12 protein-coding genes and 1 pseudogene are annotated in these 16,575 nt (G+C 73.4%); 7 read left to right on the top strand and 6 right to left on the bottom strand.

What is annotated here, in order from left to right; genetic code table 11:
• The 5 genes and pseudogenes from E0W78_RS16660 to E0W78_RS15965 all read right to left on the bottom strand — a co-directional run.
• A pseudogene (locus E0W78_RS16660) lies at positions 1-1,995 on the bottom strand (hypothetical protein); the annotation flags it as partial.
• A complete protein-coding gene (locus tag E0W78_RS15980; protein ID WP_131404927.1) occupies positions 1,988-3,046 on the bottom strand; it encodes a hypothetical protein in 1,059 nt (352 codons plus the stop codon). The gene E0W78_RS15980 and the pseudogene E0W78_RS16660, both read right to left, overlap by 8 nt.
• A complete protein-coding gene (locus E0W78_RS15975; protein ID WP_165570546.1) occupies positions 3,028-3,834 on the bottom strand; it encodes a heme ABC transporter ATP-binding protein in 807 nt (268 codons plus the stop codon). Before E0W78_RS15975 ends, E0W78_RS15980 begins: the two co-directional genes overlap by 19 nt.
• Complete coding sequence (locus E0W78_RS15970; protein WP_131404925.1) at positions 3,834-4,919, bottom strand: iron ABC transporter permease; 1,086 nt, start codon at positions 4,917-4,919, stop codon at positions 3,834-3,836. Before E0W78_RS15970 ends, E0W78_RS15975 begins: the two co-directional genes overlap by 1 nt.
• Positions 4,916-6,013: an ABC transporter substrate-binding protein gene (locus E0W78_RS15965; RefSeq protein WP_131404924.1), complete on the bottom strand. Its 1,098-nt coding sequence runs from the start codon at positions 6,011-6,013 to the stop codon at positions 4,916-4,918. The genes E0W78_RS15970 and E0W78_RS15965 overlap by 4 nt, the downstream gene beginning before the upstream one ends.
• Before the next feature lie 133 nt (positions 6,014-6,146).
• On the opposite strand from E0W78_RS15965, the gene E0W78_RS15960 reads away from it, so the two are divergent.
• From E0W78_RS15960 to E0W78_RS15930, 4 genes are all read left to right on the top strand, one after another.
• Complete coding sequence (locus tag E0W78_RS15960; RefSeq protein WP_131404923.1) at positions 6,147-6,812, top strand: biliverdin-producing heme oxygenase; 666 nt, start codon at positions 6,147-6,149, stop codon at positions 6,810-6,812.
• Positions 6,813-6,864: 52 nt separating this feature from the next.
• Positions 6,865-8,235: an NAD(P)H-quinone dehydrogenase gene (locus tag E0W78_RS15955; RefSeq protein WP_207392794.1), complete on the top strand. Its 1,371-nt coding sequence runs from the start codon at positions 6,865-6,867 to the stop codon at positions 8,233-8,235.
• Positions 8,236-8,377: 142 nt separating this feature from the next.
• The gene (locus tag E0W78_RS16655; protein ID WP_165570544.1) at positions 8,378-11,491 is read left to right on the top strand and encodes a SpoIID/LytB domain-containing protein; all 3,114 of its coding nucleotides are present in this window, start codon (positions 8,378-8,380) and stop codon (positions 11,489-11,491) included.
• Positions 11,492-11,534: 43 nt separating this feature from the next.
• Entirely contained in the window at positions 11,535-11,903 is a 369-nt protein-coding gene (locus tag E0W78_RS15930) for a phage holin family protein (RefSeq protein ID WP_131404921.1), read from the top strand.
• A gap of 59 nt (positions 11,904-11,962) precedes the next feature.
• On the opposite strand, the gene E0W78_RS15925 is transcribed toward E0W78_RS15930, so the two are convergent.
• On the bottom strand, positions 11,963-13,744 hold the full coding sequence (locus E0W78_RS15925; protein ID WP_131404920.1) for a biotin carboxylase N-terminal domain-containing protein: 1,782 nt from the start codon (positions 13,742-13,744) through the stop codon (positions 11,963-11,965).
• Positions 13,745-13,857: 113 nt separating this feature from the next.
• On the opposite strand from E0W78_RS15925, the gene E0W78_RS15920 reads away from it, so the two are divergent.
• From E0W78_RS15920 to E0W78_RS16985, 3 genes are all read left to right on the top strand, one after another.
• The gene (locus E0W78_RS15920) at positions 13,858-15,024 is read left to right on the top strand and encodes an acyl-CoA dehydrogenase family protein (RefSeq protein ID WP_131404919.1); all 1,167 of its coding nucleotides are present in this window, start codon (positions 13,858-13,860) and stop codon (positions 15,022-15,024) included.
• 86 nt (positions 15,025-15,110) lie between these two features.
• The gene (locus E0W78_RS15915) at positions 15,111-15,641 is read left to right on the top strand and encodes a PAS domain-containing protein (RefSeq protein ID WP_131404918.1); all 531 of its coding nucleotides are present in this window, start codon (positions 15,111-15,113) and stop codon (positions 15,639-15,641) included.
• Positions 15,638-16,573 carry a methyl-accepting chemotaxis protein gene (locus tag E0W78_RS16985; RefSeq protein ID WP_207392793.1) on the top strand — a complete coding sequence of 312 codons (936 nt, stop codon included), beginning with the start codon at positions 15,638-15,640 and terminating at the stop codon, positions 16,571-16,573. Before E0W78_RS15915 ends, E0W78_RS16985 begins: the two co-directional genes overlap by 4 nt.
• The last annotated feature ends 2 nt before the right edge of the window (positions 16,574-16,575 follow it).

The raw sequence follows: 16,575 nt of genomic DNA, 5'->3' as shown, positions 1-16,575 counted from the left end.
GGCCGCGGCGAGCATCAGCCCGCCGCCGACCCACCAGCCGCGGTCGCCGGACAGGAGGCCCGACGCCGTCGACGACGCGGGTCGCACCGCCGGCGCGCCGGCGAGCGTCCGGGCCGGCCCGGACGCGAGCGGCACCGGGGTGCCGGCCGGGACCGGGACGGGGGCGGCCGCGGCGGGCGCGGTGACCTGCGTCGGCGCGGACGTCGTGCCGGGGGCGGACGTGCCGGGGCTCGTCGCGGCCGGGGCCGCGGCGTCGTCGGGCACCACCGGCGAGACCGGGGCGTCCGCGTCGTAGCTGACGCTCAGCGGCAGCGCCTTCTTCGCCGCGTCGGTCGCGCCGCCGCTGGAGTACCAGAAGGCGGCGGTGCCGACCTCGCGCTGGAAGTCGACGAACGACTGCGGGAACGAGCCCCAGCCGCTGCCGGTGCGGATCTGCGGCGTGCCGTCGCCGACGTCGACCATCACCCGGTCGTACGCGGGGCTGACGGTGAAGCCGGAGTCGCCCTTCAGGTCGACCCGGCCGAGATCGGCGAGAGTGACGGTGCGCGCGGGGATGGCCCGCCAGACCGACTGGTCGGCCTGGTCCGAGCCGTAGCCGCTCAGCGTCGCGGTGACGCGCGCGCGGCCGTCGCGGACGACGAGCGTCGGGTCGCTCACGTGGAAGAACGTGAGGCCGGAGTAGAGGACGACGCTGAACGAGCCCTTCCAGCGGATCGTGCCGCTGTCGGTGGCCGGGTCGAGGCGTCCGGTGCCGCCGTCGAGCACGACCTGGTGGCGGGTGAACACGCCGTCGCTGGGGGACGTGTCCAGGGCGCCGTCGGACCCGGTGCTCAGTCCGTTCCAGGTCGCCGGGACGTAGCCCTTGCCGTCGACGTACTTCTCGACGCGGACGTCGCCGGCGGACTGGCGCCACTGCGCCGCGGTCACGGACTGGCCGCCCTTGCCCGGGTCGGGGAGCCTGCCGGCGGACAGGAAGTTGTAGCGCTGCGGCGCGTGCGAGCGGTTGTTCGACTCGTTGTTCACGCCCCAGCGCAGCCGCGCGTCGTCGACGGTCCAGGCGTCCGCGTCGTCCTGGTCGTCCGGCTGCGGCGTCGAGGGGGACGGTGTCGGCGTCGTGGGTGCCGGGGTGGTCGGCGTGGGCGTGGTGGGCGTCGGGGTCGTCGGCTCGTCGGGCGCGCCGAACGACACGTCGACCGGGAGCGGCGGCTTGTTGTCCTGCATGCCGGCGCAGCCGGTGGAGTAGAAGTGCGCGGCGATGCTGGTGTCACCGACGGCGGTCAGGAGGTCCTGCGGCCACGCGCCCCACCAGCCCGTCGCCCCGCCCGAGGTCGAGCAGCTGCGGGTCTGCGCGGTGGCGCCGGACGGCAGCGTCACGCTCACCCCGCGGTAGTCGGGGACGAGCCGGAAGCCGTCGTCGTCCAGCCCGGTGATCGAGCCGGCGGAGAACGTCACGAGGGGCAGCCGGCCGAACGAGCGCGGCGGCGTCGGGTTGCCGCTCATGTCCTGGCCGGCGGCCAGCGTGAGCTCCATGGTGAGCGTGCCGGAGCCGTCGGCCGCGACGTCGAGCCGTGGGTCGGAGTAGACCTCGGCCGGGGCGCCGAACGAGGACGGGTAGGCGTTCACCGTGTAGCGGCCGCTCCAGCGCAGCGACGCCTCGCCGGTCGCCCGGTCGATCGTCCCGTCGCCCCCGGTGAAGCGCACCGCGTGGACCGTGGACGTGCCGGACGGCAGCGACGTCGCCGGCACCGGGGAGAGGTCGAGCTCGGACGCCGTGGTGGTCACCGTGCGGGCGTCGCCGGACGGGCCGCTGATCTCCCAGGGGCCGAAGATGCCCTTCTGGGCGTAGCCGCTGATCGCCCAGGTGAACGAGGCGTCGTCGACCGTCTCGACCGCGGCCTGCGCGCTGGGGGCGGGCCAGGGCAGGACGACCAGCCCGACGGCCGCCAGGACCCCGGCGACGCCGAGCCGCAGGCGCGTCACGTGACGCTCACGCACGGCTGCGCTCCTCGACCGGGCGGCGCAGGAACCGGACGGCACGGAAGCCGACCGCCCCCAGCAGCACCACCGCGCTGACCACGGCGAACGCGACCGGCAGCCAGGTGCGGCCCTCGTCCTCCTCGGCCGCCGGGGCGACGTCGGTGACGGAGCCGCGGCTCACCGGGAAGTTGAGGGCGGGCGCGGCGCCGGACAGCGCGCCGGTCAGGGACAGCACATGGGTGCCGGCCTCGACGGTCGCCGGCAGCTGCAGGACGCCGGCCAGCTCGCCGCCGGCGCCCGTGGTCAGCGGGCCGACCGCGGCCACGCCGCCGTCCAGCGAGACGACGACCTGCTCCTGCGGGCGGAACCCGGTGGCGGTGAAGGTCAGCACGTGGCCCTCGACGGCCGTGGCGGGGTCGATCGCGGCCTTGGGCTTGCGCGACCCCACGACCGGGGCGGCGGTGCTCGGCGTCGCGGCGGGCTGCTGGGCGGTCGAGCTGGCGCTCGGCGCGGTCGTGCCGCCGGAGCCCGAGGCGACCGAGACCGGGGTGAAGGTCTCGTTGTTGGCGTTGACCACGCCGTGCGCGCCGATGGTGATGACGCCGCACTGCTGCGTCCGGCAGTCCACCTGCACGCTCTCGCCCTTGCGGTTCACCGCGGTGAACGTGGCGCCGGGTACGGTCAGCCGGGTCGACCACGAGCCCTTGGCCGAGAGGGTGCCGCCGTTCGCCTCGGCGGACGTGTCCGAGCCGGGGAACGCGACGAAGCGCTGGTAGCCGGCGTTGGACCGGCTCTCGCTGTCGGCGACGTAGGCGTAGCTGCCGCTGCCGCGGCTGGGCTGCCAGGCGCCGTCGACCGTGCCGAACATGACGTAGATGCCGCCGTGCCCGCCCTCCACCGACTGGAAGCCGCTGCCGCGCAGGGTCAGCGTCGTGCTCCCCTCCGCGGAGATCGCGGTGCGGTCGCCGGCCCCGGTCACGCTCACGCGCGACGCGGCCTGGGCCGGCGCGGAGCCGGCGGCGACGGAGCCCGCCACGAGGGCGGCGCAGATCAACGAGCGGACGACCACGGGGTCTCCTCCTGGGGCGTGGGGGTGGTGTGCAGGCGGTGCGGGACGACCAGCAGCCGGCCGCCGTGCTCGACGACGTCGACCGGGTGCTCGTACACCTCGCCGACCAGGTCGGGCCGCAGGACGTCGCGGGGGACGCCGTCGGCCACGACGGCCCCGCCGTGCAGGACGGCCATCCGGTCGGCGTAGGCGGCGGCCACGCTGAGGTCGTGCACGACCGCGACGACCGCGCGTCCGCCGAGGGCCAGCGCGCGCGCCTCGGCGAGCACCTGGTCCTGGTGGCGCAGGTCGAGCGCGGCGGTCGGCTCGTCCAGCAGGACGAGCTCGGTCTCCTGGGCCAGGACCCGGGCGAAGGACGTGCGCGCCTTCTCGCCGCCCGACAGCGTCGGGAACGGCTGCGCGGCGAGGTGGACGACGTCGGTGCGCAGCATCGACTCGGCGACGACGCGGTCGTCCTCGTCCTCGCGGTCGGTGCGCGCCCACGGGGCCCGGCCCATGCGCACGACGTCGACGGCGCTGAAGCCGAACGCGAGCCGCTGCTCCTGGGTGAGGACGGCCCGGCGGCGGGCCAGGTCCTTGGCCCGCCAGGCCGCGACGTCGACGCCGTCGACTGAGGCGTGGCCGCGCTGGGGCTTCACGTCGCCGCTCATGACGCCCATGAGCGTCGACTTGCCGGCGCCGTTGGGGCCGACGAGGGCGACCAGCTCGCCGGGGGAGACCTCGAGGCTCACGCCGTCGAGCACACGGCGCTCGCCGTAGGCGACGACGACGTCCTGGACCCGCAGCATCACGCCCACCCCCCGGCGCTGCGGCGCGTGCGGCGCAGCAGCCAGAAGAAGAACGGTCCGCCGACGAGCGACGTCAGCATGCCGATGGGCAGGTCGGCGGACTCGACGGCGGTGCGGGCGACGAGGTCGGCGGCGAGCAGCAGCACCGCGCCGCCGAGCGCGCTGGCCGGCACGAGCACGCGGTGCCCGGGGCCGACGACCATGCGCACCAGGTGCGGCACGACGAGTCCGACGAAGCCGATGATGCCGGCGAACGAGACGGCGGCGGCGGTCAGCAGCGCGACCAGCACGATCGCCACCAGGCGCAGCCGCTCGACGTCGATGCCGACGTGACGGGCGGCGCGGTCGCCGAGGGCCAGCACGTCCAGCCGGCGGGCGATGACCGCCGCCCCGACCAGGCCGGCCACGACGAACGGCAGGACGATGCCGACGTGCTGCCAGCGGCTCCCGTTGAGGCTGCCCAGCTGCCAGAACACGATCTCCTCGCGGGCGGCGGTGTCGCCGAGGAAGAGCATCAGCGCCATGCCGGCGCTGCAGACGGCGTTGACCGCGATGCCGGTGAGCACGAGCGTGACCACCTCGGTGCGGCCGTCCGAGCGCGACATGACGTACACCAGCAGCGTCGTGACCAGGCCGCCGGCGAAGGCCAGCAGCGGCGTCGTCCAGCTGCCGGCGAAGGCCAGGGAGAAGACGATCGAGACGGACGCGGCGAACGCGGCGCCGGTCGAGACGCCGACGACGCTCGGCTCGGCGAGCGGGTTGCCGAACACGCCCTGCATGAGCGCGCCGGCGGTGGCTAGCGAGGCGCCGACCAGCACGGCCAGGGCCACTCGCGGGAACCGGACGTTCCAGAGCGTCGCGTCGCCCTGCGGGTGCTCGGGCAGCGGTCCGACGTCCAGGCCGACCCGGTGCAGGATCGAGCCGAGCACCTGCATCGGCGGGACGTCCAGGTGCCCGCGGCCGGCGGCGACCAGCACCATGACGACGAGCAGCGCACCGAGCGCGAGGAACAGCCCGGACGTGCGCGCCGTGCGGGCGCGGGGGAGGGCGGGCGCCTCGGGGTGCGAGTCCAGGACGGCGGTCACTCGGCGGCCTCGACGGACTCCGGGGCGTAGACGGCGACGGCGAGGCTGTTGAGCACGTCGGCGGTGCGCGGGCCGTAGCCGAGCACGAACGCGTCGTCCATGTCGACGATGCGGCGGTTCTGGCCGGCCGGGGTCTGCGCGAGCGCGGGCAGGCGCTCGAGCAGCCCGTCGACGCCGCCGGCCGACTCCAGGCCCTTGGTCATGAGGATGAGCAGCTCGGGCTGGGCGGCGACGATGCCCTCGTCGTTGACCGGCTTCATGCCCTTCCAGCCGATCTCGCCGGCGACGTCGTAGAGCCCGAGCGCGTCGATGAGGCCGTCGGCGCCCGAGCCCTCGCCGAACATGTAGTAGATGCCGGCGTTGCCACGCACGTACAGGAAGGCGGCGCGCAGCTTGCCCTGCGTGGTGGCCGGCGCGACCTTGGCGATCTCGGCGCGGACCTGCTCGACCTCGGCCTGCGTGCGGTCGGCGAGCGCGTCACCCTGCTCGGGCACGCCGAGCGCCTCGGCCACCTGGTGGGTGAGGTCGTCGATGTTGTCCAGGCCGCGCTCGCCGTCGACGACCACGACCGGGATGCCCGCGTCGCGCATCTGCAGCACGACGTCCCACGGGCCCAGCGACGTGTCGGTGAGGATGACCGACGGGTTCAGCTCGAGGATCTTCTCGGCGCTGAGGTCGTGGCCGCTGCTGGTGACCAGCGGCAGATCCTCGGCCTCGGCGAACTGGGTCGAGACGTCGCGGCCGACGACCCGGTCGCCCAGGCCGAGCTCGAAGACGGTCTGCGAGAGCGTGCCGTAGACGTCGAGGGCGAGGATGCGGCTGGCGTCGGTGACGGTGACCTTCGTGCCCTGGCTGTCGGTGACCGTGACCGGCAGCGCCGGCTCGACGTCCTGGGCGACGGGCTCGATCGCGAGCTCGCCGAGCCCGGCGTGGGTCGGCCCGGTGTACGACCGCGGGTCGTCGAGCGCCGTGGCGTCGGCCAGCGCGACCGAGGCAGTGTCGCCGTCGGTGGCGTGCCCACGCTCGGGGAGGGCCCCGCAGGCGGCGAGGGCGAGCAGGGCCGAGGCGGCGATGACAGCACGGGCGAGGCGCACGACGTTCCTTTCGTCATTGACCCCCGTCGAGGGGTGAGGCTAGCCTAAGTTAGGGCAGCCTGGCCAAAATGTAGACCATCAGGTGACGCTGTGTCATCATGTTTCTGACAGCAAGTCACCAAAAGGAGTCCGCATGACCGTCGTCGAGACCGAGCTCGTCGCCCAGCCGCTCTCCGTGGTCGTGCGCGAGGGCTCCAAGGCCGCGCACGAGCAGGCCGAGGGCACGTCCTTCATGTCCGAGCTGCTGGAGGGACGTCTCACCGAGCAGGCCTACGCCGACTACCTGACCGGCCTGCGCCCGGTCTACGAGGCGCTGGAGCAGGTCGGCGCCGACCTGGCCGGCGACCCGCTCGTCGACGCGGTGCGTGACGTCGCCCTCGAGCGGCTCGGCGCCATCGACGCCGACCTGGCCCACTGGGGCCGTCACGCGACCCCGGGCCTGGTGAGCGACGCGACCGCGGCCTACGCCGAGCGCATCCGCGCCGCGTCCGCGTGGGGCGGGCTCTACGTCGCCCACCACTACACGCGCTACCTGGGCGACCTGTCCGGTGGCCTGGCCATCGGCCGGATCGTCGGGCGCACCTACGGTGCCGGTCCCGAGGCGCTGGCCTTCTACGCCTTTCCCGGCATCGAGAAGCCCAAGCCCTACAAGGACGCCTACCGCGCCCGGCTCGACGCGATGCCGCTCGACGAGGGCCAGAAGGCCCGGGTCCTGGAGGAGGTGCGGGCCGGCTTCGCGCTCAACACGGCGTTCTTCGCCGAGCTCGCCGCGCGTCTCGACACGTACCGCGCCGCCTGAGCCGGTCGAGCCGGTTCGCCAGCCGGGCACGGGCTGCGGGACAATGGCGCACGTGACTCACGTGGCGATCATCGGTGGCGGACCCGGCGGCTACGAGGCGGCGCTCGTCGCCCGCAGGCTGGGGGCGGACGTGACGCTGGTCGAGAAGACCGGCATCGGCGGCTCCACGGTGCTCACCGACTGCGTCCCGAGCAAGACGCTCATCGCCACGTCCGACTTCCTCACCGAGGTGGCGGGCGCCGCCGAGCTCGGCGTGCAGGTGCCGCGCGAGATCAAGGCCGACATGGCCGCGGTCAACGCCCGCGTCACCTCGCTGGCCGAGGCCCAGTCCGGCGACATCGCGCAGAAGGTCCGCGAGGCCGGCACCCGGGTCGTCGACGGCACCGCCGTGGTGGCCGGCCCGTCGCAGGTCGAGGTCGAGTCCGGCGGCACCCGCGAGACGATCGACGCCGACGCGATCCTGGTCGCCACCGGCGCCCACCCGCGGGTCAGCCCCGACGCCATGCCCGACGGCGAGCGCATCCTCACCTGGGAACAGCTCTACGGGCTCACGACCCTGCCCGAGCACCTGGTCGTGGTCGGCTCGGGCGTCACCGGCGCCGAGTTCGCCAGCGCCTACAACGGCCTGGGCGTCCGCGTCACCCTCGTCTCCAGCCGCGACCGCGTCCTGCCCGGCGAGGACGAGGACGCCGCCAACCTCATCGAGGACGTCTTCCGCCGCCGCGGCATGGAGGTCCTCGGCCGCTCGCGCATGCAGTCGGTCGTCCGCGACGGCGACACCGTCACCGTGACGCTCACCGACGGGCGCACCGTCGAGGGCTCGCACTGCCTGCTGGCGCTGGGCTCGATCCCGAACACCGCGGGCCTGGGCCTGGAGGAGGCCGGCGTCCGCCTGGACGACGGCGGCTTCGTCAAGGTCGACAAGGTCTCGCGCACCCACGCGCGCGGCATCTACGCCGCCGGCGACTGCACCGGCGTGCTCATGCTCGCGTCCGTCGCGGCCGAGCAGGGCCGCATCGCGATGTCGCACCTGCTGGGCGACGCGGTGCACCCGCTGGACCTGCGCAAGATGTCGAGCAACATCTTCACGTCCCCGGAGATCGCGACCGTCGGCCTCTCGGAGAAGGCGATCCAGGAGCAGGGCATGCTCGTCGACGTCGCCAGCTACCCGCTGGCGTCCAACGCGCGGGCCAAGATGCAGGGCATCCACGACGGCTTCGTGAAGCTGTTCGCCCGCCGCGGCGTCGGCACGGTCGTCGGCGGCGTCATCGTCGGGCCGCGGGCCAGCGAGCTGGTCCACGTGCTGTCGCTGGCCGTCTCGTCGTCGCTCACCGCCGACCAGGTGGCGGGCGCGTTCACCGTCTACCCGTCGCTCTCCGGCTCGGTCGCCGAGGCCGCGCGACACCTGCACACGACGCTCTGACCCGGTCCCGTGCGGCGAGATCGCCGCAGGAGAGGGCTCAGATGGGGTTCACGCCTGCCGATACCACAGGCATAATCCTCCGTGGCAACTTCTGTCACATACGCAACACCTGTCGCATGCCCTCCAGGATTGGACTTCCCCCATGCAGGCCTGGCGCTTCGCCCGTCGTCTGACCGTGACCACCGCCGTCTTCGCCGTCGTGGGCGTGGCGGTCGTCTCGAGCCCCCCGGACGACACCGTCGCCGGCGACGTGCCCGCCCAGGTCCAGCCCACGACGCCCGCTCCGGCCGAGACGGTCGCGCCGGCCGAGCAGCCGACGCCGCAGGCACCCGAGACCAGCCAGGCGCCCGAGCCCGAGCCCGCCGCCGACCCCGAGCCCGCCGTGATGGCGCCGGAGCCGGCCGCCGAGCCGGAGCCCGAGGTCGTCGAGGAGGAGGCCGCGGTCGAGGCCGCGCCGGCCGAGGAGCCGCGCATGCGCTCGGTCCCCGTGCCGGCCAAGCCGGCCGCCGCCCCCGGCTCGGGCTCGTCCAGCCCGGTCGTGGCCGAGGTCGTCCGCGAGGACGTCAAGGGCTTCTCGATGGTCGGCGTCACCTGGGCCGGCGGCAGCGGTGCCGAGGACGTCGTGGTCGACGTCCGCACGCACCAGGACGGTGCGTGGGGCGACTGGGAGAGCGTCGACGTCGAGACCGGTGGCACCGCCGCCACGGAGGGCACCGACGGCATCTGGGTCGGCGACTCCGACGGCGTGGCCGCCCGCTTCCGCAGCAGCAACGGCGTCGTGCCGGACGACCTCGCGGTCAGCATGGTCGACCCGGGCGACACCGACGCGGTCGTCGAGCCCGACGTGGTCGCGCCCGAGGAGCCCGCGCTCCCGGACGAGGCCCAGGAGGACCCCGACGCCGTCGACGCCGAGCCGCTCGAGCTCGTCGCCGCGAACTATGACGGACGTCCGGGCTTCACCCCGCCGCCGCGGATCATCAGCCGGGCCGGCTGGGGCGCGAAGGCGGCCAAGCGCTGCGACTCCCCGAACGTCGCGAGCCGCACGCTGGGCGTGGTGCTGCACCACACCGCGGGCTCGAACAGCTACACCAAGGCGCAGTCCGCGGGCATCGTCCGCAGCGCGCAGAAGTACCACATGGACGCCCTGGGCTGGTGCGACATCGGCTACAACATCCTGGTCGACAAGTACGGCCAGGTCTTCGAGGGCCGCTCCGGCGGCGTCGCCAAGATGGTGCGCGGCGCGCACGCCGGCGTCACCGCGGTGAACCAGTACACGGTCGGCGTCTCGATGATGGGCAACTACGACACCGCCCCGCTGACCGAGCCGCTCAAGAACGCCGTGGTCAAGGTCATCGGCTGGCGCATGGCCACCCACTACATCCCGGCCAAGGGCACGGTCACCATCGGCGGCCGCAAGTACCAGCGCATCATGGGCCACCGCGACGTCAAGGCGACCGCCTGCCCGGGCCGCTACGGGTACGCGTGGCTGACCCAGTCCGGCGGCCTGCGCGACCGCGTCGCGTCCTACGTGGCCGGCTACAACACCGCGGTCAAGCGCTACGCCTCGCGCCTGGGCGGCGGCCGCACCGGCTCGGTCTACTACGGCGAGACGCAGGTCGGCGGCGGCTACCGCACGATCTTCACCAAGGGCGACGTCTACTCCAAGAGCGGCCGCGGCACCCGCCTGGTCGAGGGCAAGATCCTGCAGCGCTACGCCGGCCTGGGCCGCGACAGCGGCGTCATGGGCTACCCGCGCACCAAGACGATGTCCAAGTCCGGCCGCTACCAGCGCTTCGAGGGCGGCACGATCTACCAGCGCACCTCGCGCTCGTCCGCCTACGCGGTCTGGGGCACGTCGGAGAAGCTGTACCGCTCGCTCAAGGAGACCCGCGGCAAGCTCGGCTACCCGCGCTCGTCGCTGCGCAAGCTGTCGTCGCGGACGTACCGCGTCACGTTCTCGAAGGGACGCATCGACCTGGACGTCCGCACGGGCACCGCCCGGGCGTACGACAAGTCCGGCAAGCGCCTGAAGAGCCGCTCGGGACCCTCGGTGAGCCGGGGCTGGCCCCGTCCGACGGCCGGCTCCCCGGCCCCCGCGGTGGCGCCGATCAACACCTCCTCGCCGGCACCGTCCACCCCGGCCCCGTCGAACCCGTCGGCCACCGCCGACAAGGTGACGGTCAGCGGCACGAGCGTCGTCTTCTCGGGCCGCGGCTTCGGCCACGGCATCGGCATGAGCCAGTACGGCGCCTACAACGCGGCCAAGAACCACGCCCAGACGTGGCAGCAGATCCTGGCCTACTACTACCCGGGCACGAGCCTGTCGAAGCGGTCGACGGACATCCGGGTGCGGCTCGACGCCGACACCACCTCCGACGTGCGGGTGAAGGCCGAGTCGGGCCTGCGCCTGTCGGTGGGTGGCACCACGTCCACGCTGCCGACCGGCCAGTCCGAGTTCCGCCTGCTGCGCGACGGGGCGGCGGCCACGACCCTGCAGCGCAAGACGTCCACCGGGTCGTGGACGGACGAGCGCACCGGGCTGACCGGTCACGTGCAGCTGTACTCGACCGACGGCACCGTCACCCTGGTGCTGCCCGGCGGCAAGGAGAAGGTCTACCGCGGCGCGCTGCGCTCGGGCCTGCTCTCCTCGACCGACCGGCAGACCGTGAACGTGCTGTCGCTCGAGCAGTACCTGCTCGGCGTCGTGCCGGCCGAGATGCCCACGAGCTGGCACGGCAACGCGGTGCGCGCCCAGGCGGTGGCGGCCCGCACGTACGCGGTGCGCTCCATGAGCAGCTCGCGCTACTACGACGTGTGCGACACGACCTCGTGCCAGGTGTACGGCGGCTACGCGGCCGAGACCGAGCGGGGACGCAACGCCGTCAACGCGACGGTCGGGCAGTTCCTGACCTACCAGGGCGCGGCCGCGCTGACGCAGTTCTCGTCGTCGACCGGTGGCCGTCAGGCGTCCGGCTCGATGCCGTACCTGCGCAACCAGGACGACAAGTACGACGCCTGGAGCAGCAACCCGAACAACACCTGGAAGGCGACGGTGCAGCGCACCGCGCTGGAGAAGCTGGCGCCGTCGATCGGCACCCTGCGCACCGTCCAGGTGACCAAGCGCGTGGGCGGCGGTGCCTGGGGCGGACGCGCCACCACGGTCGTCCTGACCGGCACGAAGGGCGGCGCCACGCTGACCGGTGACAAGGTGCGCTTCGGCGTCGGGCTGAAGTCGACCTGGTTCGGCTTCGCCTGATCCGAGCGCGACGGGCCGGTGGAGGCTCTGGGATACTGCTCGGGTGCGCCCGATCCTGACCTCCGCCCTCGCGTCCGCCCTGGTGAACGCCCTCTCGCTGGGCCTGGCCGCGTGGCTGTTCGGCGTCTCGATGAGCGTCGGCGGCTTCGTGCTGGCGGTCGTGCTGTTCACCGCGCTGTGGGTCGGCATGCGCTACGCCGTCCGCCGCTGGCGGGTGCCCTACGTGCGCGCCTACACGGTCCCCGGCGGCCTGCTGCTGACCTTCGTCGCGCTGCTGCTGACCGACTGGGTCTCGTCGCACCAGGGCTTCGAGATCGAGGGCTGGGGCACCTGGATCGGCGTCACCCTCGTGGTGTGGGCGGCCGGCATCGCCTACGGCGAGATCGACGACCAGGCGCCGCAGCGCGTCTGAGCACCGGACGACGAAGGGCCCCCGACCGAGCGGTCGGGGGCCCTTCGTGCGTGAGCGGGTCAGGCCGGCTCGGCGTCCTTGATGTCGGCCACCACGGCGCCCGCGCCGAGGGTGGCGCCGATCTCGGCGCTCAGGCCGGTCACGACGCCCGCCTTGTGGGCGTTGAGCGGCTGCTCCATCTTCATCGCCTCGATGACGACGACCAGGTCGCCCTCGGCAACGGTCTGGCCCTCCTCGACGGCGATCTTCACGACGGTGCCCTGCATGGGCGAGGTGAGCGAGTCGCCACTGGCCGCGGCTCCGGCGCCGCCGCCGGCCTTGCGCTTGGCCTTCTTCGCGCCGGCGGCCGGCGCCGCGCTGGCCCCGAGGCCCGCGGGCAGGACGACCTCGACGCGCTTGCCGGCGACCTCGACGGTCACGCGCTCGCGCTCGCCGGCGTCCTCGCCCTCGGCGGCGCCGTCGGAGTACGGCTCGATCTGGTTGTCGTAGTCGGTCTCGATCCAGGTCGTGTAGACGTCGAACGAGCCGCCCTCGGCGGTGTACGCCGGGTCCTCGATCACCGAGCGGTGGAACGGGATGACGGTGGGCATGCCGTCGACCTCGAACTCGGCCAGCGCTCGGCGCGAGCGCTCCAGCGCCTGCTGGCGGGTCGCGCCGGTGACGACCAGCTTGGCCACGAGCGAGTCGAACGAGCCGGGGATGGTCTCGCCCTCGGTGTAGCCGCCGTCGACGCGGACGCCGGGGCCCGACGGCGGGTTCCAGCGGGTGAGGGTGCCGGGCGCGGGCAGGAAGCCGCGGCCGCCGTCCTCGGCGTTGATGCGGTACTCGATCGAGTGGCCGCGGATCTCGGGGTCGTCGTAGCCCAGCTCCTCGCCGGCGGCGATGCGGAACATCTCGCGCACGAGGTCCAGGCCGGTGACCTCCTCGGAGACCGGGTGCTCGACCTGCAGGCGGGTGTTGACCTCCAGGAAGCTGATCGTGCCGTCGCGGGCGACGAGGAACTCGCACGTGCCGGCGCCGACGTAGCCGGCCTCCTTGAGGATCGCCTTGGACGAGGCATAGAGCCGCTCGACCTGGTCGTCGCTCAGGAACGGCGCGGGCGCCTCCTCGACGAGCTTCTGGTGGCGGCGCTGCAGCGAGCAGTCGCGGGTCGACACGACGACGACGTTGCCGTGGCTGTCGGCCAGGCACTGGGTCTCGACGTGGCGCGGCTTGTCGAGGAACTTCTCGACCAGGCACTCGCCGCGACCGAAGGCCGACACGGCCTCGCGGACGGCCGACTCGTACAGCTCGGGGATCTCCTCGCGGGTGCGGGCGACCTTGAGGCCGCGGCCGCCACCGCCGAAGACCGCCTTGATGGCGATCGGCAGGCCGACCTCGTCGGCGAACGCGACGACCTCGTCGGCGTCCTTGACCGGCTCCTTGGTGCCGGGCGCGAGCGGGGCGTTCGCCTTCTGCGCGATCTGCTTGGCCTTGGCCTTGTCGCCCAGCGCGTCGATGGCCGCCGGCGGGGGACCGATCCAGATCAGCCCGGCGTCGAGGACGGCCTGGGCGAAGGCGGCGTTCTCGGCCAGGAAGCCGTAGCCGGGGTGGACGCTGTCGGCGCCGCTGCGCTGGGCGACGGCGATGATCTTCTCGATCGACAGGTAGGAGTCGGCCGGGGTGGCGCCCTCGAGCGAGTAGGCCTCGTCGGCGAGCCGGACGAACTGGGCGTCACGGTCGGGCTCGGCGTACACCGCGACGCTCGCGATGCCGGCGTCCTTGCAGGCGCGGACGACCCGGACGGCGATCTCGCCGCGGTTCGCGATCAGGACCTTGGACAGCGGCTTGCTCACGGAAATCTCCTCGGTGTCGACAGGCGTCCCGAGTCTAGGCCTGCCCCTCTCGCGGCACCGTGTGAGGTAGGTAACCCGGGTGCCTTCCGTGCGCGGTTAACGTGCGTTAACCTGCGGGCATGTCCTTCGAGCTGTCCGCCGAGCACCAGGCCTTCCGTCACGCCGTCCGCGACTTCGCCGAGGGCGAGGTCGCGCCGCACGTCGCCGCGTGGGACAAGGCGCACCACTTCCCGGTCGACGTCGTGCAGAAGATGGGCGAGATGGGCCTGTTCGGACTGACCGCGCCCGAGGAGCTCGGCGGGTCCGGCGGCGACTTCACCAGCCTCTGCGTCGCGATCGAGGAGCTCGGCCGGGTCGACCAGTCCATCGGCATCACGCTCGAGGCGGGCGTCGGCCTGGGCATCAACCCGATCCTGACCTTCGGCACGCCCGAGCAGCAGGAGCGCTGGCTGCCCGACCTCGTGGCCGGACGTCGCCTGGCCGGCTTCGGCCTGACCGAGCCGGGGGCCGGCTCGGACGCCGGGGCCACCCGCACCCGCGCCGTGCTCGACGGCGACGAGTGGGTCGTCGACGGGGCCAAGCAGTTCATCACCAACTCCGGCAGCGAGATCACCTCGCTGGTCACCGTCACCGCGCGCACCGGCACGGACGAGCGCGGACGTCCGGAGATCAGCGCGATCATGGTGCCCGCGGGCACGCCCGGCTTCACCGCCGAGGCGCCGTACGACAAGCTCGGCTGGCACATCTCCGACACCCACCCGCTGACCCTGCAGGACGTCCGGGTGCCCGCCGACCACCTGCTCGGCGACCGCGGCCGGGGGTACGCCCAGTTCCTGGCCACGCTCGACGACGGCCGCATCGCCATTGCCGCGCTCGCCGTCGGCTGCGTCCAGGCGTGCCTGGACCTGTGCGTGGAGTACGCCGGCCAGCGCACCACCTTCGGCAAGCCGATCGGGGCCAAGCAGGGCGTCGCGTTCCAGGTTGCCGACCTGGCCGTCATGGCCGAGGTCGGCCGCACCATGACCTACCGGGCCGCGGCGATGAAGGACGCCGGTGCGCCGGTCAAGGAGCTCAAGCAGGCCGCGTCCATCGCCAAGCTCTACACGTCCGAGGCGGCGGTGACGGCGACGCGCATCGCCACGCAGGTGTTCGGCGGCTACGGCTTCATGGAGGAGTACCCGGTGGCGCGCTTCTACCGCGACGCCAAGATCCTCGAGATCGGCGAGGGGACGTCCGAGGTGCAGCGCATGCTCATCGCCCGGGGGCTCGGCCTGCCCGTGGAGTAGGCCTGTGGTCCAGGTCACTCCTGGTCAGGTGGCGCGGCTGGTTGCCGATGGGAACGGCCCAGCCCTGTCCTCCTCCGGAAGGAACCATGACCCCCACGATCGCCCCGACGGGCGCCGAGCGGCACCTCCAGGAGGAGGAGCTGATCGTCACCAAGACCGATCTTCGTGGGCGCATCACCTACGCCAACGACGTCTTCCTGCGCTTCAGCGCGCTGACCGAGGACGAGGCGGTGGGGACGGCGCACAACCTCATCCGGCACCCCGACATGCCGGGCGGCGTGTTCGGGCTGCTGTGGGAGCGGGTGCAGGCGGGGCAGGAGATCTTCGCCTACGTGAAGAACCTGGCCCACGACGGCGCGGCCTACTGGGTCTTCGCGCACGTGACGCCGACGTTCGACCGGACCGGCGCGATCACCGGATACCACTCGATGCGGCGCGCCCCGCGCCGCTCGGCGCTGCGTCCCGTCGAGGAGCTCTACGCCGCGATGCGCACGCAGGAGGCGGGCCTGTCCGGCCCGGCCGCCGCCGACGCGTCCCGGGCGTGGCTCGACGAGCAGCTGCGCGAGCAGGGGACCGACTACGACGCGTGGGTGTGGAGCCTGGAGGCGAGCGCATGATAATCGGACGACGGAGCCAGGCCGTGCAGGCGCTGGAGGCGGAGAACGCGGCGCTGCGCCAGGTGGTGGCCGAGCTCGGACGCGTCGCCGCGGCGACGAGCCGGGGCGACCTGGAGCAGCGGGTCGGCCCGTTGCCGGACGTCGACGGGGTCGACACCCCGGCGGTGCGCCGCGACGTGAACCGGATGATCGACGTCACCGACGGGTTCGTCCGCGAGGCCAGCGCCTCGCTGGCGGCGGCCACCGCCGGCCGGCACGAGCGCCGGCTCCTGCTGCGCGGCCTGCCCGGCGCGTTCCGCGTGCACGCCACCACCATCAACACCGCCCGTGAGTCGCTGGCCGACAGCGAGCGCGCGATCGCCGCGTTCGCCCGTCAGCGCGAGAGCGACGTGCTGGAGTTCGAGCGCGAGATCCTCTCCAGCTCCCAGCGGGTCGACGTCGCGGCCTCGGACATGACGCAGACCGCCGGCGAGATGCTGCGTGACGTCACCGCCCTGCAGGAGGACGCGGTGAGCGCCGGTGCGTCCGTGGAGCACCTCACCGAGTCCTCGCAGGTCATCGGCCAGGTCGTGGGCCTGATCAGCAACGTCTCGGACCAGACGAAGCTGCTCGCGCTCAACGCCTCGATCGAGGCGGCCCGGGCCGGCGCGGCGGGCAAGGGCTTCGCCGTCGTCGCCGACGAGGTGAAGCGCCTGGCCGAGGAGACGAACGCCGCCTCGCGCCGGGTCGAGCAGCAGCTCGGGTCGTCGCAGGGCGCGATCGAGGCGGTCTCGGCGGCGCTGGACGCCATCGTCACCTCCATCGAGGGCGTGCGCGGCAGCGTGGACGCGCTCGACTCACGCATCGCCGGCAGCGACGACGAGAGCCTGCGCTCCACGTCGTCGAGCCTGGACAGCCACGTGCGCAGCTTCCTGGAGCGGCTCAAGGCCTGAGG

The organism is Aeromicrobium sp. IC_218, from assembly GCF_004336805.1.
In the GTDB taxonomy this organism is placed as follows: Bacteria; Actinomycetota; Actinomycetes; order Propionibacteriales; family Nocardioidaceae; genus Aeromicrobium.
The sequence above is the reverse complement of the archived record's forward strand: the minus strand, read 5'-3'. Positions and strand labels throughout refer to the sequence as shown.